The sequence below is a fragment of the Rhizobium ruizarguesonis genome (assembly GCF_012349115.1).
In the GTDB taxonomy this organism is placed as follows: Bacteria; Pseudomonadota; Alphaproteobacteria; order Rhizobiales; family Rhizobiaceae; genus Rhizobium; species Rhizobium ruizarguesonis.
Map to the genome: position 1 here is coordinate 30734 of NZ_PQIG01000102.1, position 21596 is coordinate 52329.

General features: G+C 58.7%; 10 protein-coding genes and 2 pseudogenes. 10 read left to right on the plus strand and 2 right to left on the minus strand.

Features of this window, described 5'->3' with window-relative positions; all coding sequences use genetic code 11:
- Window positions 1-9: 9 nt before the first annotated feature.
- The 10 genes and pseudogenes from C3Y91_RS27775 to C3Y91_RS27820 all read left to right on the plus strand — a co-directional run.
- The gene (locus C3Y91_RS27775) at window positions 10-2310 is read left to right on the plus strand and encodes a type I secretion system permease/ATPase (RefSeq protein ID WP_168576051.1); all 2301 of its coding nucleotides are present in this window, start codon (window positions 10-12) and stop codon (window positions 2308-2310) included.
- Between the two features lie 5 nt (window positions 2311-2315).
- On the plus strand, window positions 2316-3665 hold the full coding sequence (locus C3Y91_RS27780; RefSeq protein WP_018068708.1) for an HlyD family type I secretion periplasmic adaptor subunit: 1350 nt from the start codon (window positions 2316-2318) through the stop codon (window positions 3663-3665).
- Window positions 3666-3784: 119 nt separating this feature from the next.
- The gene (locus tag C3Y91_RS27785) at window positions 3785-4276 is read left to right on the plus strand and encodes a hypothetical protein (protein WP_168576052.1); all 492 of its coding nucleotides are present in this window, start codon (window positions 3785-3787) and stop codon (window positions 4274-4276) included.
- A 270-nt stretch (window positions 4277-4546) separates the two neighbouring features.
- A pseudogene (locus C3Y91_RS27790) lies at window positions 4547-6198 on the plus strand (GNAT family N-acetyltransferase).
- 122 nt (window positions 6199-6320) lie between these two features.
- The gene (locus C3Y91_RS27795; RefSeq protein WP_168576053.1) at window positions 6321-8009 is read left to right on the plus strand and encodes an ABC transporter ATP-binding protein/permease; all 1689 of its coding nucleotides are present in this window, start codon (window positions 6321-6323) and stop codon (window positions 8007-8009) included.
- 112 nt (window positions 8010-8121) lie between these two features.
- Window positions 8122-8790 carry a CBS domain-containing protein gene (locus C3Y91_RS27800; protein ID WP_168576054.1) on the plus strand — a complete coding sequence of 223 codons (669 nt, stop codon included), beginning with the start codon at window positions 8122-8124 and terminating at the stop codon, window positions 8788-8790.
- Window positions 8791-9192: 402 nt separating this feature from the next.
- Window positions 9193-11658 carry a phosphoketolase family protein gene (locus C3Y91_RS27805; RefSeq protein WP_168576055.1) on the plus strand — a complete coding sequence of 822 codons (2466 nt, stop codon included), beginning with the start codon at window positions 9193-9195 and terminating at the stop codon, window positions 11656-11658.
- Window positions 11659-11688: 30 nt separating this feature from the next.
- Window positions 11689-15579, plus strand: a complete 3891-nt coding sequence (locus C3Y91_RS27810; protein WP_168576056.1) for a GH36-type glycosyl hydrolase domain-containing protein — start codon at window positions 11689-11691, stop codon at window positions 15577-15579.
- A 5-nt stretch (window positions 15580-15584) separates the two neighbouring features.
- Window positions 15585-16904: a glucoamylase family protein gene (locus C3Y91_RS27815; RefSeq protein ID WP_168576057.1), complete on the plus strand. Its 1320-nt coding sequence runs from the start codon at window positions 15585-15587 to the stop codon at window positions 16902-16904.
- 91 nt (window positions 16905-16995) lie between these two features.
- A pseudogene (locus C3Y91_RS27820) lies at window positions 16996-17573 on the plus strand (ROK family protein); the annotation flags it as partial.
- Window positions 17574-17676: 103 nt separating this feature from the next.
- On the opposite strand, the gene C3Y91_RS27825 reads toward C3Y91_RS27820, so the two are convergent.
- Together C3Y91_RS27825 and C3Y91_RS27830 are read right to left on the minus strand one after the other, a co-directional pair.
- A complete protein-coding gene (locus tag C3Y91_RS27825; RefSeq protein ID WP_024323135.1) occupies window positions 17677-19671 on the minus strand; it encodes a glycosyltransferase in 1995 nt (664 codons plus the stop codon).
- Window positions 19653-20885: an HlyD family secretion protein gene (locus C3Y91_RS27830; protein ID WP_024323136.1), complete on the minus strand. Its 1233-nt coding sequence runs from the start codon at window positions 20883-20885 to the stop codon at window positions 19653-19655. Before C3Y91_RS27830 ends, C3Y91_RS27825 begins: the two co-directional genes overlap by 19 nt.
- Window positions 20886-21596 lie beyond the last annotated feature (711 nt).

Below are 21596 nucleotides of genomic sequence, written 5' to 3' on the forward strand. Positions count from 1 at the left end.
GGAACCACGATGAACCAGATTTCAAAACAAATCTTTGCGGCGGGCAGCGCCCTCGATCTCAGGTCGGGCAATATTCCTTCCGCTGCCCCCTCGGAGGCTGCGATGAGCGATGTGTGCATCTCCGCGATCGACCAGGCGGTCGAGAATCTTCGCAGGCTCAGCGGCGCCGTTGTTTCGTCTCCCGATGGGCGCAAGAAGACGGTCGAAGTTGCGGCACGCGAGGCTGCCGATATCGGAGGCGCAAGTAAAACTCAGCCGCCGCTGACGCAGAAAACGGTGACGCCGGAAGCCTCGAATGTGAAAACAGCACCTCCTGCCGCGGCGGTGCAGAGCCCGGCGACAGCAAAACCGATGGAAGCACCGGCCCAACCGAGGATCGAAGCGCGGGTGCCCCTCGAACTGCCGAAAGAGAAGACCGAGCTCAAATCGAGCCCGACGATGCCCTTCGGCAAGACCATCGAAGGCGAAAGCGGTCCAATCAGCGAGAACGACAGGCGGCTGCGCACCGGCGGCGGCGGAAATGGCAAGGATTCCGATCCCGGGGGCGACGGGGGCGGGGGCGGCGGAAGTGGCGGCGGTTTTCACAAGCGCAGCGAGCCTGTGAATTTCGCCGCCAGCCTCTCGCGTGGCATGGCGGCGGTGCGGCGCAACATGGTGGTCGTCATGATGTTCACGATCGCCATCAACGTCCTTCTGCTGGCAATCCCGCTCTATCTCTTCCAGATATCCGACCGGGTGCTGACAAGCCGCTCCATCGATACGCTCGTCATGCTCTCGATCGCCGTGATCGGCGCCGTGCTGCTGCAGGCCTTCATGGATTCGGTGCGGCGCTTCATCCTGATGCGCACCGCGGTGGAACTCGAAGTGCAGCTCGGCGCGCCGATCCTCAGCGCTGCAGCGAGAGCATCGCTGCATGGCAGCGGCAAGGATTATCAGACGCTACAGGACCTGCAGCTTTTGCGGGGCTTCCTGACATCCGGCACGCTGATCGCGTTTCTCGATGCGCCGCTAATGCCGTTCTTCGTGGTCGTCGTCTATTTCGTGCATCCGCATCTCGGCATCATCATCATGACCTGCTGCGCGGTGCTTTTCTTCATCGCCTATCTGAACCAGAAATTCACCGCCCGGCAATTTGCCGAATCCAACGGCTATCTCAGCCGGGCAAATTTCCACCTCGATTCCATGTCGCGCAATTCGCAGATCATCAACGCAATGGCGATGATCCCCGAGGCGGTGAAGATGTGGGGCCGGGAAACGGCGGGCTCGCTGAAATCGCAAGTCGAGGCGCAGGACCGCAACATCATCTTCTCCGGCATATCGAAGGCCTGCCGCATGATCACCCAGGTCACCCTGCTCGGCTGGGGCGCGCATCTGTCGCTTTCGGGCGAGCTGACGGGCGGCATGGTGATTGCCTCCTCGATCATATCGGGACGCGCGCTGGCGCCGATCGAAGGCGCCATCGAAGGCTGGCACCAGTTCAACCGGTCGGCCGCCGCCTATGGCAGGATCAAGAGCCTGCTCTTGAACTCGCCGTTGAACTTCCCGCGCCTGCGCCTCCCCAATCCCGAAGGCCGGCTCGATGTCGAACGCATTCTTTTCGTGCCGCCGCCGCAGAAGAAGGTCATTCTCAACGGCATCTCTTTCTCGCTCAGGAAGGGGGAATCGCTCGCAATCATCGGCAATTCCGGGTCCGGCAAGACGACGCTCGGCAAGATGCTCGTCGGCTCGATCGTCCCGACATCGGGAAATGTGCGGCTGGATTTGATGGATCTGCGCAACTGGCACCAGCGCCAGTTCGGCGAAAGCATCGGCTATCTGCCCCAGGACGTGCAGCTCTTTCCCGGGACGATCAAGGCCAATATCTGCCGCATGCGCGACGACGTCGACGATCATCAGATCTACGAAGCCGCGGTGCTGGCCGACGTGCACGAGCTCATTGCCGGCTTCCCGCAGGGCTACGAAACCATCGTGGCGGCCGATGGCGCTCCGCTTTCGGGCGGCCAGAAGCAGCGCATCGCGCTGGCCCGTGCCTTCTTCGGCAATCCCAAATTCGTCGTCCTCGACGAGCCGAATTCGAACCTCGATACCCAGGGCGAGGCAGCGCTTGCCAGGGCGCTCATCCACGCAAAGAAGCAGGGCATCACCACCGTCACCATCACCCAGCGCCCAGCCCTTCTCCAATGCGTCGACAAGATCCTCGTGCTCAAGGAGGGCACTGTCGCCATGTTCGGGGAGAGGATCGAGGTGCTGCAGGCGCTTTCCAAGAGCAACGGCAATAACGGTCAACAAGCACCGCGCATCGAAGGATGAACGACATGGGACGGAAAAAGCAGGAGACATCAGGTCCGGTGCAGCTCGAATGGTATAGCGACGTGCCGCGCTCGATCCGCGTGCACAGCATCGTCGGCCTGACGGTACTCTTCACTTCGTTCGGCGGCTTCGGCTTCTGGGCGGCGACGGCGCCGCTCGCCTCCGCCGTTATCGCGCAGGGAAGCTTCGTCGCGACCGGCAACAACAAGATTATCCAGCATCTGGAAGGCGGCATCATCAGGGAGATGCGCGTCAGCGAAGGCGATACGGTCAAGGAAGGCGACATCCTGCTGACCCTCGATCCCACAGCATCCCGCTCAAACGAGAGAATGCTGCAGCTTCGCCGCTTGCGCCTGGAAGCCGTTGTCGCAAGGCTCCGTGCCGAAGCGCAGGGCCTGCGTGAATTCCAGCTTCCCGATATCGTGGCGAAGGAGGCCAGCGATCCCGACATCAACGCGATCATCCAGAGCCAGAACGTCGCCTTCCACAGCAAGCAGATCAAGCTCGAAGAGCAGCTCAATCTGATCGGGAAGAACATCGCGTCGCTCGAATTCCGGTTCGCCGGCTATAGGGGCCAGCGAGAATCCTTCGAAAGGCAGCTGTCGCTGCTGACCGAGGAACGCGACTCCAAGGCTCGGCTGGTCAAGGTCGGCTACATGCGCAAGACGGATCTGCTGGCAATCGAGCGGGCGATCGCCGATGCGATGGGCGACATTGCTCGACTGAACGGCGAGCTCAACGAGAGCGAGGCGGAGATCGCCAAATTCCGCCAGGAAGCCGTCATCGCCGTCAACTCCAACAAGCAGGCGGCACTCGATGCTCTCGAGACCGCCGAAACCGATCTGGACAGTGTGCGCGAACAGATGCGCGAGGCCGCCGGCGTGCTCGAACGCACCACTATCCGTTCGCCGGTGTCGGGCACGGTGGTGCGCTCCTATTTTCACACCGCCGGCGGTGTCATCACCACAGGAAAGCCGATCATGGAGATCCTGCCGGCGCATGTGCCGCTGATCCTGGAAGCGCAGGTGCTGCGCACCTCGATCGATCAGCTGCATGAGGGAGAAACGGCCTCGATCCGCCTCACGGCGCTCAATCGGCGCACGACCCCTGTTCTGCAGGGCAAGGTCTTCTACGTCTCAGCCGATTCGATCGAGGAAAATTCGGGAGCTTCGGTCAAGGACGTCTATATCGTCCGCGTCGGAATACCCGATTCCGAGATCGCGCGGGTGCATAATTTCCATCCCGTTCCCGGTATGCCGGCCGAAGTGCTGATTCAGACGTCGGAACGCACCTTCTTCGAATATCTGAGCAAACCGATCACCGACAGCATGTCCCGGGCTTTTAAGGAACGCTGATCGCCCGCGATCCGGCATGGGCGGTCCCGCTAAATATGGCGGACTTGCCCGATGTCTGATGTAATGTCCACATGTCATCCCTTGAGGGATGAATCCCCTCCGGGGAGAAAGGGTCAAGCATGGCGGCGATGTCCGATGTCCTGCTGCGGGTCGGCCGCCTGAACTATGTCTGGACGAACACCGAAAGCCTGCTGATCTATATCATCGCCCATCTTCTCCAGGTCGAAAAGGATGCAGCAATCGTCGTGTTCCTGACGCTCAACACGACGCGCGCCCGGATCGATCTCATCGAACGGCTTTCCAAACTCGCTTCGACCTCTCCTTCCGACCGGAAGGCTATCCTTTCGGCCATGTCGCGGCTGAAGAAAGAATCCAAGACACGCAACAAGTACAATCACTGCATCTATTCCTTCGACGAAAAGGGAGAGATCTCGAGCACGCAGCTGATGCGGCTCGTCGAGGACGACAAGGAGATCCGCTACGGCAAGATCGAGCAGATGGACGCGCGCGAGATCGACCTTCTGGAAAAGTCGATCGCCGAAATCGTCGCCATCAGCCGGACGCTCTGGGCCTTCATCCATGCGAGCCCGCGGATCTCCGGTGATCTCTGATCTAGTCCTTATGTATGTCGTGCCCTCCAGACCGCTCCACACTTTCGGGCGACCCACATTGAAGCGCAGAATCCTTCGGGACGCATTACGCCCTATCACTTTGAATCTACGGATGATTTCCTACCGAAACCAATTCCGATTTCGGGTTATGCGCCGGCTCAGGACTAATCACATTTAAGCCCTGCAAATCATCCGGACGGTTTATTTGAAGATCGGTGTTTCCCATTAGAATGAAACCTCCCGAGTGACGTATGGGGTATTGGGGGCGGCATGCGCATAGATATCATCGACACCATTGCCGGGTTCGAGGCGGTCCGCGACAACTGGGATCAGGTCTTCATGGAGGATCCCGACGCGCAGCATTTCCTCTCCTGGATATGGCTGAAGAATTATCTCTCCCGCCGGCGCCGCTGGTTCATCCTCGCCCTTCGCGAGCGCGAACCCGGAGCACCTTATGTCGCCTTCTTTCCGCTGCGTCTGATCACGCATCTGAACGAGAAGACCGGGCGCTTCTACGACGAGATCATGATGGCCGGGAATTTTGCGGCCGATTATACCGGCTTCATCGTCAGACCAGACTACGAGCGTCATGCCATTGCCGGCTTTGCTTCATTTCTCAAATATCAGAACTGGACCGACCTGAAGCTCGAATATTTCAGCGGCCCTGCCGGGCGGCGCGAGAAGATGATCGAGGCGCTGCGGGGGCCGGGGGTGATGTTTCGCGACAGCTCACCCAAGAACAGCGAGAATATCGACAACACGATCTGCCCCATCGTCCCGCTGCCGGCAAGCTTCGACGACTATCTCGAACAGCGCATGAGCAGCCAGACGCGACAGAAACTCCGGCGGTTCCTGCGCAAGGTCGAAGGCGACGATATTTACCGGATCACCATGGCAACCGCCGAGACTATCGATCGGGACATGGACATCCTCTTCAATCTCTGGCGGACCAAGTGGAGCGCCCGCAAGGGCGCGGAGCGGACCGAGCGGCTGATCATCACAACGCGCGAGATGCTGATGGACAGCTTCAACAGCGGCAATCTCGACGTGCCGGTCCTTTGGTATGGCGACCAGCCACTCGGTGCGCTGGCAAATATCGTCGACCGGCAGAAGAAGGCGATCCTCTTTTATATCACCGGCCGCGACGAGAACTGGAAGACACCGTCTCCCGGTCTTATCCTGCACGGTTACTGCATCCGGCGGGCGATCGAGGACGGCTTCAAGACCTACGATTTCCTGCGCGGAAACGAACCTTACAAATATATGTTCGGGGTGGAGGAAAGGCAGATCAGCTGCACCCTGTTCCGCACCCGCAATGGCCAGAATCTGCATGGCGTGCTCAACCCGCGCAGCATTCGTTTCGTCTATGAGCAGGCGCTCGACATGTACCGCAACGGAGCCCGTAGCAAGGCGGAGATCGCCTTTAACCAGGTTCTGCAATCCGCTCCAGGCCATACCGGCGCGGAATTCGGGCTCGCCAATCTGCTGTTCGACCGAGGCAAGCTGACAGAGGCCTTGACTGCCTACAAGGCTCTCACCGAGCGAGCGCCCGATCCGACACCGATCCAGATGCGGCTTGGCGACACGCAGCTTGCCCTGCATCAATATGAGCAGGCCGCGGAGACCTTCCGCCAGGTCGGCGAGATCGGGCCGCATCTCATCCAGGCGCATTACAAGCGTGGCATCGCCCTTGCGGCCAGCAAACGGCTGGCCGAAGCGGAGGCCGTCTTCGCCGCGATCCAGAACGTACATTCGGACGATCCGGCCGCGCGCGACTATGTCGCCAAAGCGAGTGCGGCGCTCGAACGGATCCGCGTGAGTGCCGAGCCTACCCCTTGCAAAACGGACGCCGTGCCGGAGACCATCGCCCGCTGGACCGGGGACGGCAGCTCAGCGAACGACGTCGACCGCGTCCGCACTGACATTAAACCCTATTGCCGATTCATTCCTTGATTTCGCTTCTTCCAGCGCACATGGCGCAGTGGTATTCCAGGCGCGGTTGTGCTTTAAATTTGGGCATCACCCATGGGGGAAGACCACTGCCATGGATACGCAGCAAGTTCCCTTCAAGGTAACAGCCGTTCGCTTCGTGCGAGCGGTCAAGGTCTTCATGACTTCCGAGGTAGGCGGAAAAGCGGCATTGATGTTTGCCGGGCTGGTAGCACTCTTCCTCGCGCTCAGCGGCCTGAACGTTGCCAACAGCTACGTAGGCCGCAACTTTATGACAGCAATCGCTAATCGCCAGACGCCCGAGTTCATGCGGCAGGCGATATTTTACATCGGAGTCTTTGCAGCATTCACGATCGTCGCGGTTGTCTCCCGGTTCATTGAGGAACGCCTTGCGCTGCTTTGGCGAGAATTCCTAACGCGACGGGCCGTCAGTTTATATCTCGCCGACAGAGCCTACTATCATCTGGACGTCTCGGGACAGCTCACCCACCCCGACCAGCGCATCGCCGAGGACATGCGTGTATTCACGGTCACGACGCTATCCTTCATTCTAATGATCCTAAACAGCAGTCTGACGATCGTCGCCTTTTCCGGGGTGTTATGGTCGATAAGTCCCCTGCTGTCTGCGGTTGCCGTTGTGTATGCGGCTTGCGGGTCGTACCTGACGATCGCGCTTGGGCGACCGCTCATCAAACTGAATTACGACCAGCTCGACAAGGAGGCCAGCTTCCGCTCCGGCCTGATACAAGTTCGAGAAAACGCCGAAGCCATAATGCTGGCGCATTGCGAAGAACAGCAGAGCTCTCGTCTGCTGTGGCGCCTCGATGACGCGGTCGCCAATTTTCGCAAAGTCACCGCCATCAATCGCAACGTCGGATTCTTCACCACAGGTTACAACTGGCTGATCCAGATCATTCCCGCCTTGATCATTGCTCCCGCCTACATAAGAGGGAATATCGACTTCGGCGTAATCACCCAATCCGGCGCAGCTTTCGCAATGCTGGTGGGCGCTTTTTCGCTGGTTATAACCCAGTTCCAGTCCATCTCCACGTTCGCCGCGGTCGTCGCGCGGCTTAGCTCGCTGATGGAGGCTATCGAACGATCAGGAACACCCGTGGACGCGAGTATCGAGATTGTCGAGGGAAAAGAGCGTCTGGCGTACGAGAATCTGACCCTGCTGCACGCCACGAACGGTGTCCCCATCGTGAAGGACGTGTCGATATCGATCCCCTTGGGAACGCGCGTCTTGATCACAGGGCCGGCTCAAGATGCCCAGGCCGCGCTGTTCAGAGCGACGGCCGGCATTTCATTCAAGGGATCCGGGCGCATCATTCGCCCAGCCGCCGATGACATACTCTTTCTCCCGCAGCGGCCTTATCTGCCGACAGGGACACTGCGCCAGATTCTTGTACGCAACGAGCGCGCAGGCGAAATCCCCGATGACCGCATCGTGCAGATCCTGCGCGAGCTCAATCTCGAACACGTGCTGGAACAGGTGGGCGGATTAAATACCGAACAAAACTGGGAAATATTGCTCTCGCCGCAGGAGCAGCAACTTCTGGCATTCATCAACATTCTCATCGCGGCGCCGCAGTTCGCCTTCCTGGATCGACTGGACGCGACGCTCGATCTCGAACGACTTCACACGATCATGCAGATGCTTTCAGAGAGTTCGATCACATACATCAACAACGCAGAAACCGCCGCCCTGCGCGATTACCACGATGCGGTGTTGGAATGCGGTGAGGATGGCGGATGGGTGTGGACTGTGAACCGGGCCTGAGACCGGGCATGAGACTGGGCCGCGGCAACGCCGGTAATTCGGTTGTCGAACGCCCGCAACAGGTTTATTTTGTCAGATCCTCGATGCCCTTTTGAGGGAAGGTCGTGCGGAGATGCTAGTCAAAGATGTGATGATCACGAAGGTTGTCGGCGTATCACCTGACAATAGCGTTCGGCGAGCCGCCGAGATTATGCTTGCCAATCACGTGAGTGGTGTCCCGGTCATCGACGATGCGGGCCGCCTCGTTGGAATCATCAGTGAAGGCGATCTGCTGCGGAGAACGGAGTTGGGACGGGAAGCCACCGCCGAACTCGGAATGTCTGCCCTTACCGCCGAAGAGAAAGCCACAGCTTATGTTAGGAGCAACGCGTGGAGAGTTGCCGACGTCATGAGCTGCGACCCGATCGTCGTAGATGGGGACACGTCACTGGCGCGAGTGTCTGCATTGATGCAGGAACATCACATAAAACGCATTCCCGTTATGAGGGACGGCGTGCTGGTTGGCATCGTCAGTCGTGCGGACCTTCTGAAGGCGATCGTCACGGCCGATCAGGATGAAACCGCGTCAGGTGACGAGGCCATCCGTCGCAGCATTGCGACACGCCTCAGCGAAAATGCGGATCTTCTGGGAAAAGACACGACCGTGACCGTCACCGACGGTGTGGCTCACCTGTGGGGAACCATCGACACGGAAGAGTGCAAGAAGGCGGCGCGCGTCGCTGCCGAAAGTGTCCGCGGCGTGAGGCGAGTGGTTGAACATTTCTCTGAGGATCGTCGGTAAAAGCCGGCAGGATTTCCTTCGCTATCGGCTTCTGTCTTCGGATTAAACCTCGGATGCCGTCGATTTTAACTGTGCTTCCGATGCATTTTGTGCGAGTATTAGCTCGTACGCATAGACAGCTGGGAGCGAAGCCGCTTCGACGGCAGGGCGATATACAAGAAAAGTAGAGATGTAAGTGATGGCCGCAGCCGCAACGGGCGGGCCAGCGTCTCAGGCTGATTGAAACAGGCACCATATGGCATATTGGGTCGACAACGACCGCGCTGCAGATTGTGCCTGCCGTCAGCATCCCTTCCGCCAAGCATCTGTCGCTCGCTTCATTCGCTCGCAGTTAGAAACTCGACAATTTCTCACCTTGGAAGATCTTACCGTAGCAATCTGGGCTCAGAGGAGGAGGCACCCATGGTTTCGCTCAAAACGGCACGAGATGCAAAGGTCGCCATACACGCGAAGATGGCAACGGGCGGCCCCCTTTCGACGAAAGAATTGCAGTCCATCGACGCCTATTGGCGGGCATCGAACTATCTGTCGGTCGGACAGATTTATCTTCTCGACAATCCACTGCTGAAAGAACCATTGAGGCGCGAGCACATAAAGCCGCGACTGCTTGGCCATTGGGGCACCTCGCCGGGTTTGAACATGCTTTACGTGCATCTCAACCGCGTGATCAAACGCGATGATCTAGAGATGATCTACGTCATCGGACCAGGACATGGCGGACCGTCGCTGGTTGCGCACGCCTATCTCGAAGGCACCTACAGCGAAGTTTATCCCAATATAAGTCAGGATGCCGAGGGCATGAAGAGGCTGTTCAAGCAGTTCAGCTTCCCCGGCGGCATCCCTAGCCACGTTGCCCCGGAAACCCCCGGCAGTATCCACGAGGGCGGCGAACTGGGCTATGCCCTCAGCCACGCCTATGGGGCGGCGTTCGACAATCCGAATCTGATTGTCGCCTGCGTCGTCGGCGATGGGGAGGCCGAAACCGGGCCGCTTGCAACAGGCTGGCACGGCAACAAATTCCTCAATCCCGCTCGTGACGGCTGCGTGCTGCCGATCCTGCATCTGAACGGCTACAAGATCGCCAATCCGTGCTTCCTCGCCCGCATTCCCCGGGACGAGTTGAGGAAGTTCTTCGAAGGCATGGGCTACACGCCGTATTTCGTCGAGGGTAGTGACCCTGAAAACGTGCACCAGCAATTGGCCGGCGTGCTCGACACAGCAGTGGCGGATATCCAGGAAATCTGGGCAGCTGCCCGCACCAAAGGCAAGATAAAACGCCCGATGTGGCCGATGATCATTTTCCGCACGCCAAAAGGCTGGACCTGCCCTCCCGAGATCGACGGCAAGAAGTGCGAGGATTACTGGCGGGCGCACCAGGTGCCGATGGGCGACATGGACAAACCGGAGCACATCCGCATTCTGCAGCAATGGATGAACAGCTACCGCCCTGAGGAATTGTTCGATGACAGCGGTCGCTTGAAGCCAGGGCTGGCGGCGCTGGCGCCCGTGGGGCAACGCCGGATGAGCGACAATCCGCATGCCAACGGCGGATTGCTATTGCGGGACCTGAAAATGCCCGACTTCCGGGACTACGCGGTATCCGTTCCAAGCCCCGGGCAAACCCACACCGAGGCGGCGCGAGTGATGGGCAAGTTTCTCCGCGATATCATGAAGATGAACATGGACAGCAAGAACTTCCGACTGTTCAGCCCTGATGAGAACAACTCCAATCGCTGGCAGGATGTACTGGAGGTCACCGACCGCTGCTACATGGCGGACATCTATCCGGAAGACGATCATCTTTCGCCCGATGGCAGAGTGATGGAGGTGCTCAGCGAGCATCAATGCCAAGGCTGGCTGGAAGGTTACCTGCTGACCGGCCGGCATGGCTTCTTTTCCTGCTACGAAGCTTTCATCCACATCATCGACTCGATGTTCAACCAGCATGCCAAATGGCTGAAGGTGTGCAACGACATTCCATGGCGGCGATCGGTCGCCTCGCTTAACTACTTCCTGAGCTCCCATGTCTGGCGGCAGGACCACAATGGCTTCAGCCACCAGGATCCGGGATTCATTGATCACGTCGTCAACAAGAAGGCGGACGTTGTCCGGATCTATCTGCCGCCGGACGCCAATACATTGCTCTCTGTAACCGATCACTGCTTGCGCAGCCGCAACTATGTCAACGTGGTTGTCGCAGGCAAGCAGCCTGCTCCGCAGTGGCTGACGATGGATCAGGCCATCAAGCATTGCAGCGAAGGTCTCGGCATTTGGGGATGGGCCAGCAATGACATGGGAAGTGAACCTGACGTCGTGATGGCATGTTGTGGGGATGTTCCAACGCTTGAGACGCTGGCGGCGGTTGAGCTAATCCGGGAGCATCTGCCGGAGCTGAAAGTCCGTGTTATCAACGTCGTGAACCTGATGAAACTTCAACCCCCGTCCGAGCACCCACATGGGCTGCCGGATCGCGATTTTGATGCGCTGTTCACCAAGAACAAGCCGATCATCTTCGCCTTCCACGGCTATCCGTGGCTCATCCACCGGCTCACCTACCGCCGTACCAATCACGGCAATCTGCACGTCCGCGGCTACAAGGAAGAAGGAACGACGACGACGCCGTTCGACATGGTGGTCCTGAATGAAATGGACCGCTTCCATCTGGTCGAGGACGTCATCGACCGGCTGCCGCAGCTCGGTGCGCGCGCTGCATATTTCAAACAGGCAATTCGCGAGAAGCTGGTCGAACATCGCCAATACATTGAGAAGTATGGCGACGACATGCCGGCAATCAGCGGCTGGAAATGGGGCTCGAAAGCTCAGCCAAAAACACGTCAAAGAACCTCCACCGAAGGGGACAATGCTTGAGCAACATTGTGCAATCGAACGGAGGTTCCAGTGGCAACGAGCACGGCCGACGCGCCACGCCATGATAGTATCGCGGAGCTCAATCCGAGTTCCGCGGTCGCATTGCTTTCCAACGACCGATACAGTGTCCTGGTCACCGCTGCCGGCGCTGGTTACGGAATGTGGCAAGGCCTCGACATTACCCGGTGGCGCGAGGACAGCACCCGCGATTGTTGGGGCCAATTTTGTTACGTCCGGGATCTGACTGACAACGATCTCTGGTCCATCGGGCGGCAGCCATTATTTCGCCCTTCAAATATCTACGAGCACGCCTTTTATGGAGACCGGGCCGAACTCAGCTGTCATGCCGGCGACATTGAAATCGTCTCGAAAATCTGTGTCGCACCCGATGTGGACGTGGAAGTGCGCATGCTCACAGTCACGAACCATGGCACACGGGAAAGAACCCTCGAACTGACAAGCTATGCCGAAGTCTGCCTGTACAATCGCAGCGCGGATATGGCGCATCCGGGTTTTGCCAAGCTTTTCGTGGAGACGCAGTTTGACGAGGCGACAGGCGCCTTGTTTGCCCGTCGCAGGCCACGTGCTGCCGGGGAGAAAGCCACTTGGGCAGTTCACGTCTCCTCGTCGAACCTGCAGCCTGCCCAAGCGGCCCAATATGAAACCGATCGGCTGAGATTTCTTGGTCGAGGCCGGACAACAGCCAACCCGGTGGCATTCGACGCAGGCGCATTGCTCTCCGGAACAACCGGGCCTGTCCTCGACCCGATTTTCTGTCTGCGGCGAACGGTTCGTCTGGCGCCAGGCGCCGATGCGCGCATCGCCTTCGTCACGGGGGCGGCAGACGACCAGTCGGCCGTGCAGCTCATCGCCAAGAGATACGCCGAGATCGACGCAGTCGAGCAAGCTTTCTCCGATGCATCAAGGAGATACGAAAGCGAGCTCCAGACGCTGGGCCTGAAGCCCGGCGATGTCTCGCTGTTCAATCGGCTGGCCGGGAGCGTCGTATTTACGAACCCGGCCATGCGGCAGGCGACCGCTCTCCAGAGAGATCGGTGGGATCGAGCAGCTCTCTGGGCTCGCGGTATCTCCGGCGACCTCCCCATCGTGCTGGTCCGCGCGAATGGCGACAGGCACCATGCCCTCCTTCGCCAGGTAACGATGGCTCACGATTTCGCTCGGCGGAGGGGCTTGAGATTTGACCTGATCCTAGTTGATGAGGGCGGTTCGGCAAGCGCCAAGCGGCTGGCCGAAAAGCTGCAGTCGGGCCCGCAAGCCGAAATGATCGGCAAACCCGGCGGAATCTTTATCCTTTCCGAGCCCGATACCGAAAGCGACCACCTGGCGACCATCGCCGCGGCGGCGCGCGTCATCCTGCTGGGAAGCGGCGGTGAACTCGGCGATCAACTCAACCGGCTCTCCCCAGCCAGGTCACCTCTTTCACCCACCTTTACCACTCGGCTGAGCGAGCACCCCGCAGCCCCGCCTCCTAAACCAGCCGAAGATTTGCAATACTGGAACGGGCTCGGCGGCTTCACAGCTGATGGGCACGAGTATGTGGTGCGCGTGGACGCGCTCAAACCCCAAGCCCCCGCCCTGCCGCCTGCGCCTTGGACCAACGTGATCGCAAATCCGCATTTTGGCTGTCTGACGACTGAAGCCGGTCTTGGCTACACATGGGCGGAGAACAGTCAAATGAACCGGCTAACACCGTGGTCGAACGACCCGGTTACGGATGCGCCGGGCGAGGTCCTCTATTTGCGGGATGAGGAAACCGGAGATATCTGGACGCCGACGCCGCTACCGATCGGTCCTGGTGCAGTCGTGACTGTTCGTCACGGCCAAGGTTACAGCCGGTATACAAGTTTTAGCCGACACCTCAGTCACGAACTGACAGTATCGATCGCCCCCAACGATCCGGTCAAAATCATGCGCGTCAGGCTTAGCAACGAGGACACCCGAGTTCGGCATGTGACCGCAATCTATTTCGCCGAGTGGGTGCTTGGAACCCAGCGTGAACAGACAGCAGCACGGGTCGTCTGCGAGCGGGACGCCAGATCGGGTGCGATCGTGGCCAGGAATCCCTGGGCCGCCGATTTTGCCGGAAGGCTGGCTTTTGCAGCCGCCAGTCAGCCGGCAAGGTCGACCACGTCCGACCGGACGGAGTTTCTGGGTAAATACGGTTCCGTGTTTCAGCCGGCGGCCCTGGGGCGAACCGATCTGGCTGAACGTTTTGGCCCACTACTGGATCCCTGTGCCGCGCTGATGGTGGATATCTCCCTGCGCCCCAGCGAAAGCAGGGAGATTGTCTTCATACTTGGGCAGGCTGCCGATCTCGATGAGGTCAGCAGGCTCGTCCATGAGCATACCGACCTCGAGCGCGCAGCCGCGAGCCTGTCTGCTGCCTCCCGCCAGTGGGATCACATTCTCAACTCGATCCAGGTCTCGACGCCGGACACGGGCTTGAACTTGATGATGAATCGCTGGTTGCTGTACCAAGTTCTGGCATGCCGCATGTGGGCGCGCACGTCCAACTATCAGTCCGGCGGCGCGTATGGATTCAGGGACCAGCTGCAGGATGTGATGGCGCTGGTCTATAGCGTGCCGAGCGAGGCCCGCTCACACATCTTGCGATCGGCGGCGCGCCAATTTGAGGAGGGGGACGTCCAGCACTGGTGGCACCCGCCATCTGGCGTCGGCGTTCGCACCCGGATCACTGACGACTTGTATTTCCTGCCTCTCGTCGTTCACCACTATGTTTCCACGACAGGCGACGCTCAACTGCTTGACGAGATTGTTCCCTTCATCACGTCACCGGTGCTGAGAGACGATCAGGAGGAAGACTTCAACCAGCCGGCGACCAGCGAGCAGTCCGGCACCGTCTATGAACATTGCGTTCGAGCGCTGGAGCATGGCTACCGGCTAGGCAGCCATGGCCTGCCCCTGATGGGAACCGGCGACTGGAACGACGGCATGAACAAAGTCGGCGCTGGGGGTAAGGGGGAGAGTGTCTGGAATGGCTGGCTCTATCTCACGGTGCTGAAATCATTTGCCGAGATTTCAGCGTCACGCGGGGACCAGAGCCGTGCCGCCTGGTGCGGCGAACGGGTAGAAGCCTTGCGCATTGCCATTGAGGCCAACGCCTGGGACGGCGGCTGGTATCGCCGGGCTTATTTTGACGACGGCACGCCGCTTGGATCGTCCCTGAATGACGAATGCCAGATCGACGCCATCCCCCAAGCTTGGGCTGTCATTTCCGGCGAGGCGGATGCGGAACGCGCTTCGCAGGCAATGCGTGCGGTCCACGACCGGCTTGTCCGCCAAGAAGACAGACTGATCAAACTCTTCGACCCGCCGTTTGACGACGGCGTGCTCCAGCCCGGCTACATCAAGGGCTACGTCCCCGGCATCCGTGAAAATGGCGGGCAGTACACACATGCGGCAACCTGGGTGGTCTGGGCGACTGCTTTGCAGGGCGACGGCGAGCTCGCATTGAAGCTCTGGAACCTGATCAATCCGATTTATCACGGTGCAACGAAGGATCAAGTCGAACGCTACAAGGTCGAACCATATGCGGTCGCCGCCGATATCTATGGCGCGCCCCCGCACACGGGGCGCGGTGGATGGACCTGGTACACGGGATCGGCCAGTTGGCTTTATCGTGTAGCGCTCGAGGCGATCCTTGGCTTTCGCCAGGAGGGGCGATTCCTGCGATTCGAACCCTGCGTTCCGGCAGGCTGGCCGGCCTATGAGATCGCATACCGATATGGATCTGCGACCTACCGCATCCATTTCGACAACTCGAAGGGCATCGGCCGGGGTGTGCAATCCGTCACGCTGGATGGCGAACCTGTTGCGAACGAGAGCGTCCCGCTTGCGCAAGACGCGCGCACGCACGACGTCCACGTTATCATTGGATAGCGGCCATGCCCGAAACGCTCTCGACCGACGCCGATCTCGACCGCTTGCCAACGGACCACGATCTCAGTCGGCTGCAATTCACCACTGTCTTATACTATCTCCACTGCACGAACCCGGACAACGGTCTCGTCCGCGACAAGACGGAACCCAACGCACCGGCCAGCATCGCGGCGATCGGCATGGCACTGGCGACGATCCCCGTAGTCGTGGAACGCGGCGTCCTCATTCGCGAATTTGCGGCAAAGATCACCCGCAGCCGCCTGAGATACCTGATGGCATGCCCGCAGGGGCCCGAGCCGGATTCATCAGGTTACAAGGGTTTCTTCTATCATTTTCTGGATATCGAAACGGGCCGCCGAGTTTGGCAATGCGAGCTGTCGACAATCGACTCCGCTTTCCTGTTTGCGGGTGCCTTAACCGTTGCCACTTATTTTGATCGGGATACGGCCGATGAGGCGGAAATCCGCGGCCTCGCAACGGCGCTTTACGAGAGGGCCGATTGGAATTGGGCCCGCGACGGCGGCGCAACTTTGACGCATGGCTGGCGTCCGGAGAGCGGCTTCATCCCCTATCGATGGCGCGGCTATGATGAAGGCCTGCTTCTCTACATCATTGGTCTCGGATCCCCAACTCACCCGCTGCCGCCCGAATCTTATGCCGCCTACACCGAGAGCTACGAATGGAGGAATATCTACGGCCGAGAACTGCTATATTCGGGACCGCTCTTCACCCACCAGCTGTCGCATATGTGGATAGATTTTCGAGGCATACGCGATGCGTTCATGCGCGAGCATGACACCGATTATTTCGAAAACACCCGGCATGCGACATATGTCCAGCAGGAGTATGCAATCCGCAACCCGATGAACTTTGCAGGGTATGGCGAGCATTGTTGGGGGTTTACAGCGTGCGACGGGCCTAGCTGGGGCAAGCGGACGACAGAAGGGGTCGATCGGGAGTACTTCGACTATATCGCTCGCGGGGCTCCCTTCGGGCCTGACGACGGCACGATCGCACCATGGGTCGCCGTCGCCTCGCTGCCGTTCGCGCCGGAAATCGTTGTGCCGACTGTTCGCAACTTTGCACGAATGAACCTCGGCATGACGCGGCTTTACGGTTTCAAACCGTCGTTCAACCAAACATATGCCGTGGAAAATAGCCCGGCCGGGTGGTGGGTAAGCCCACATCACTTCGGCATTGACCAAGGACCTGTTGTCCTCATGATTGAAAATTATCGGACCGGATTGCTCTGGAGCATCATGCGCCGATGCAAGCCCATTGTAACCGGATTACGACGCGCAGGATTCTCTTCAGGCTGGCTTTAGACGGCCGCTTGGCGCGGACGGAAGGTTTGGTTCCTGGTGCAGGATTTGTGGTTTTCTGTCCGGCTTTATCGGCTTTGCCTTCTTGCGGGCCCCTGACGAACTACCGGGCTGGCGCGAAGTCCCCCTCGCGCGCCTTCTTCAGGACCGGTCGAACCTGCCTGTGCGGCTGGAGAACGATGCCAACGCCGCCGCTCTCGGCGAATGGCGTTTCGGCGCCGGCCGCGGCGCGACCTCGAGAGCGAACGATGCCATTGCGGGGCGGTGGGCTGCTTCGAGGCGGTGGCGTCGGGCCACGGCGCTCGGCTGGCATGCGACGGCTCTGACAAAGCCAGGCGACGGCTCGGCGCTGCGAACCCTGTCCCACGACGTCGAGGTCACGGGTCGACACGTTGTCGAGGCTGCGCGCGGCGGTGACGAAGCGGCACTTGCGCTGATTGGCAGGGAAGCCCGCTGGCTGGGCATCGGCTTTACCAATCTGCTCCATCTCTACTCGCCCGACATGATCGTCATGGGCGGTGGAATTTCCCATGGCTATGATCTCCTTCGCAAACCGCTCGAGGCCACCATCCAGGAACGAGCGATGCCCGCTTTTCGCGACGTGCCGGTTGTGCCGAACTCGGTAGGCATGCCGGCTTGATTGGCGCCGCAAGCCTGATCTTTCTCGATTGAGAGATACCCGAAATACTCACGCAGGTTCGGCTGAGATCAGTAAGCTTCTTGACCGCTTGCCGACCTGGCCTTTGGCCGACTGCCGGGCCGGGAAACACCTCGCTCAAAGCGTCCGGGTCCGACCGAATGTCCGAAGCAGGAGGTTGATCGAGACAGCGACTTTGTCAATGTCACGAACGTCCTGGGAGTAACGCCCGGTATAAAGTTTCACGATCATTTTATCGCGGGGCGAACCACTAAGATCAAAAAAGAGGTGCAGGTAGAAGGCCTCCTTGTCGCCTAAGCGAGCGAGGCTCCTTCGTCTTTGGGTGACCGTCCTTAGTTCGGTTTTGAAGGGCGAAAAACCCTCGAGCGACAGCGTGACATCGGCGGACGCAAAGCGCGTCTCCGGCGGCACGGCAACGACTGCCTTGTCCAGCGCCAGACTGACTATGCGGCCGGAAACACCGTCGACGTGAACCGCTTCGTCAAGTTTGAACGCATTGAAGAGCCGTCGCGGTTTCTCAAAGCAGATCAAAGACGCAATAGCGAGAACGAGAATGTTGATGCCCGACCAGCAAACCGCAATCGGCGAGAACTGCGCCTCGATATGGGAGGTCTCAGGCACAATATTGATGACAAGACCGATGGCCGTCGCCACTATCAACGCCGCTATCCAGGCAAGGCTGTATCCATCAAATCCGATCGCCTCGTTGCCGCTGCCCTTCGGGGTCACCCTGAATGGCTTGCCGAAGGGGCGCACCACACTGGAAATAACGGTTGGCAACATCCGAAACGTCGAAAAAGCCCCGACGGCACTCGATACGACAGGCAAATATCGGGTCGGTGTTATCCAGAGCATCAAAAGGAAATAGGCCGTCAGCAACGGCACCTGATGGGAGATATAGTCCGCAGCGTTGGTGAAATAGAGCGGCAGCAAGCCGAACCAGAGATATATGATCGGGATGATCAATATCGTAAAGCGCACCAGATACTGCACCAACCACGATAGCGGAAGGAACATGATGCGTTGAAAAAGTGACAGACCAGGTCCGCGCAGTGGGCCGTTGTGAAGATAGAGTGTTTGAATCCCCCCCTGACACCAGCGCTCGCGCTGTACAAAATAGCCGGTCAGATTCTCAGCGGCCAATCCCATCGACAGGCGCTCATTCAGGTAACGGGTCTTGTAACCCTTGTTGAGCATGGAAAGTGTGGTCAACAGATCCTCTGTGATGGATTCCGTTGGAAACCCGCCAATCTCATCGATCGCCTTGCGTCGCGCGATTGAGCATGACCCACAGCAGAAACTGACGTCCCAGATATCTCGGCTCGGTGCAATTTCATCAAAGAACAAACGCTGCTCGTCAGGCCAGATATTTTCGAGACCGAGATTTGTTTGTACCGGATCGGTATTGAAGAAATGCTGTGGCGTTTGAACGATGCCGATGGTCGCATCGGAAAAGAAGGGAAGCGTCCGGCGCAGGAAGTGACGATAGGGCACGAAGTCAGCATCGAATATCGCGATGAAGTCGCCGGAGCTGACCTTCAGACCATTGTTCATGTTGCCGGCTTTGGCATGGCTGTTGTCGGGCCGTGTGACGTGGATTGCTCCCTTCTCCTCGCAGTACGCCTTGAGCCAATTACGACGCTGATCGTCGAGCACGTAGACTTTCAGCTTGTCTTGCGGATAATCGAGCGCAAGCGCCCCTATGATCGTCCGTTCCAGGACGTCGAGCGGCTCGTTGTAGGTAGGAATGAACACATCCACCGTGGGCAATTCATCCTCGTCACCTCTAAAGAAGTCTGGCGCAAGCCTGTCCGCTTCTGCGCTCCGGTCCACGTATCGACTCATCAAAACCAGGAAGAGCACGACTTCGAAGAACGCGAGAATTTCTATGATGAACAGAAACCAGACCCAGTAGAAATTGAGGCCATTGTTGGGATAAGGAAGTACCGTCTCGAATAACCGCCAGAGTATATAGCGCAATGCAATGGCGCCAACGACCACGCATGTGATTGCGCGCGTCCAACTATGGTTACGCGACCAGTTGAAAGGCCCAAGCAAAAAGAACGCCAAAACCGAAAATGTCGGAGCCAGTGCTATGAGATACTGAACCACAGGCTCTCTATCCAGTTCCATATGCGGATGTTAGGTTTGGGAAGGCGCACCTGAACAGAACGCCCCACCTGACAAAAGTTCGCATAATCCGTATTGAGAGCGGAGGGAGCCAGGCCCACGCGTATTCGATCGTTGCGTTTGGCTGTTTCGGGCTGATTGGCTGCCAGCGTGTCCTTCTCGGCGACCGCGGAGCTGCCTCTCACCGATAGGACAACGCCTTTGAAGGCCTCGCCTCCGCCCAACAAGCGCACCTCTGCAGTAAGGCCAGGATAAATCTCTTGGTAATCGACCTCCGGAACAAGGATATCGACGAAAAGATCGCTGCAATCGAGGATGCGCATCAGCTCGGTATTGAGGATGACGTTCGAGCCATTGACGATGTTGCTACTCCACACGACTCCGTCGAAAGGTGATGGATCTGATGCCGAAGTGAGACTGCGGACGCGGTTTTCCTCCTCAATCAGTTGCATTTGCACCTGTGCGCCCCGTGTTTCGTTTTCGGCGATGCGCGTGTTGAGATCGCTGATACGAACGATGACCTCATCCTGTCGCTGGCGAGAATAGGGCACGTCGTTCTGGCCGTCACCGAAAACGAAAACACCGTTGCGAACGGCTTCCAGCTTTTGTTCGAGCTGGGCTACGGTCAAACCACTGATTTCGAGTTCGCCCCCCGCCGCTTCCCAGGCGGCTCGGGCGGACTCGACCATCTTGGTGGACAGGATACCCTTCGCCTCAAGCGCCAGCCGCCGGTCAAAGTCCACTTGCGCGACATTGTCCTGCGCCTTGGAAACCTTGACCCGTTTGTTTAGAATTTCAACTTGTCGCTCCAAGTCGGCAACGGTTGTGCGCGTAAAGACTTCCATGCGTGCACCCAATTGATCACGAAGCCGTACAAGCTCATCGCGTTCCCGCTTTAGCGCCGCAACATGTTCGACAGCAGTCATGTGGTCGGCCTGCAGCGAAGTCAGTATTGCGCGGTTCACGCGGGCGTTGTGTATCAAGGCGAGCGGCGCTCCTGCCAACACGCGCGCACCAACTTTTGGGGGTGTTTCTGCGACTTCGCCGTCGATAGGAGCGTTCACGATCGCAAATCGCGCATTGACTGTACCGTCGAGACTTGTAAAGCCAGTCAGGCCGGGCAGCAAAAGAACGATCGCAAGCGCGAACAGCAATATGCCGACCAGAATACGGGTAATGCGGTGGTTCCAGATCATTAGCAATTCCAAAATCATCAACCGCAAGGCACTCGTGTGAGGCTTGTGCAAATGCAACTATATCTTGTAGTGATGTAGGCGCACCATGGCCATAGACAAGGGGACGAGCAGGCTGCGCTCGATACGTTCGGTAAAATGTCGCAATAAGGCTAACCTGGGATTAGCTATGTACTGCAGCGGAGGCTCGGTTTGTATGATGATGGACCGTGCCGGCGCCCCTGAGTAGGCATTAACCTCGCCCCGTTACCAAACGCACAAAGTCCGCACGAGGCGGGCTTTTCTTTAGACCATCCCGCTGGAACCTTGGCCGGCAGCTCAGCGAGAGGCGTCGCCCGCGCCTGCATTGAGGGTTGTTCCGGATGCCATGCACCAAACGCACGAAAGCTCTCCTTGATGGAGGGCTTTTCGTATTGATCGTGTCTATGAGGAAATTTGGTTTCTAGGGCAGGCTTTGTCCTGTTCGGGTCTTAAAACGGTCCACTGGACTGTTTTACCGGGCAGGCCCGATCGACCGCTCACCCTTCAGGTTATGGTCCGCAGGACGAGGAGCTACCATCGCCAGCGAAGATGAAGTCTTCGCGCCAGCGATATTGCTCTCCTCTGGAATGCAAAAAGCCCCTGCATGACAGGGGCTTGGGAGTATCTAAGGTAAGGTTTGGTTGCGGGGGCAGGATTTGAACCTGCGGCCTTCAGGTTATGAGCCTGACGAGC

Bases quoted from the DNA above. Each gene is read 5' to 3' on its own strand.
- C3Y91_RS27775 (WP_168576051.1), top strand. From the start codon at position 10: ATGAACCAGATTTCAAAACAAATCTTTGCGGCGGGCAGCGCCCTCGAT.
- C3Y91_RS27780 (WP_018068708.1), top strand. From the start codon at position 2,316: ATGGGACGGAAAAAGCAGGAGACATCAGGTCCGGTGCAGCTCGAATGG.
- C3Y91_RS27785 (WP_168576052.1), top strand. From the start codon at position 3,785: ATGGCGGCGATGTCCGATGTCCTGCTGCGGGTCGGCCGCCTGAACTAT.
- C3Y91_RS27795 (WP_168576053.1), top strand. From the start codon at position 6,321: ATGGATACGCAGCAAGTTCCCTTCAAGGTAACAGCCGTTCGCTTCGTG.
- C3Y91_RS27800 (WP_168576054.1), top strand. From the start codon at position 8,122: ATGCTAGTCAAAGATGTGATGATCACGAAGGTTGTCGGCGTATCACCT.
- C3Y91_RS27805 (WP_168576055.1), top strand. From the start codon at position 9,193: ATGGTTTCGCTCAAAACGGCACGAGATGCAAAGGTCGCCATACACGCG.
- C3Y91_RS27815 (WP_168576057.1), top strand. From the start codon at position 15,585: ATGCCCGAAACGCTCTCGACCGACGCCGATCTCGACCGCTTGCCAACG.
- C3Y91_RS27830 (WP_024323136.1), bottom strand. From the start codon at position 20,885: ATGATCTGGAACCACCGCATTACCCGTATTCTGGTCGGCATATTGCTG.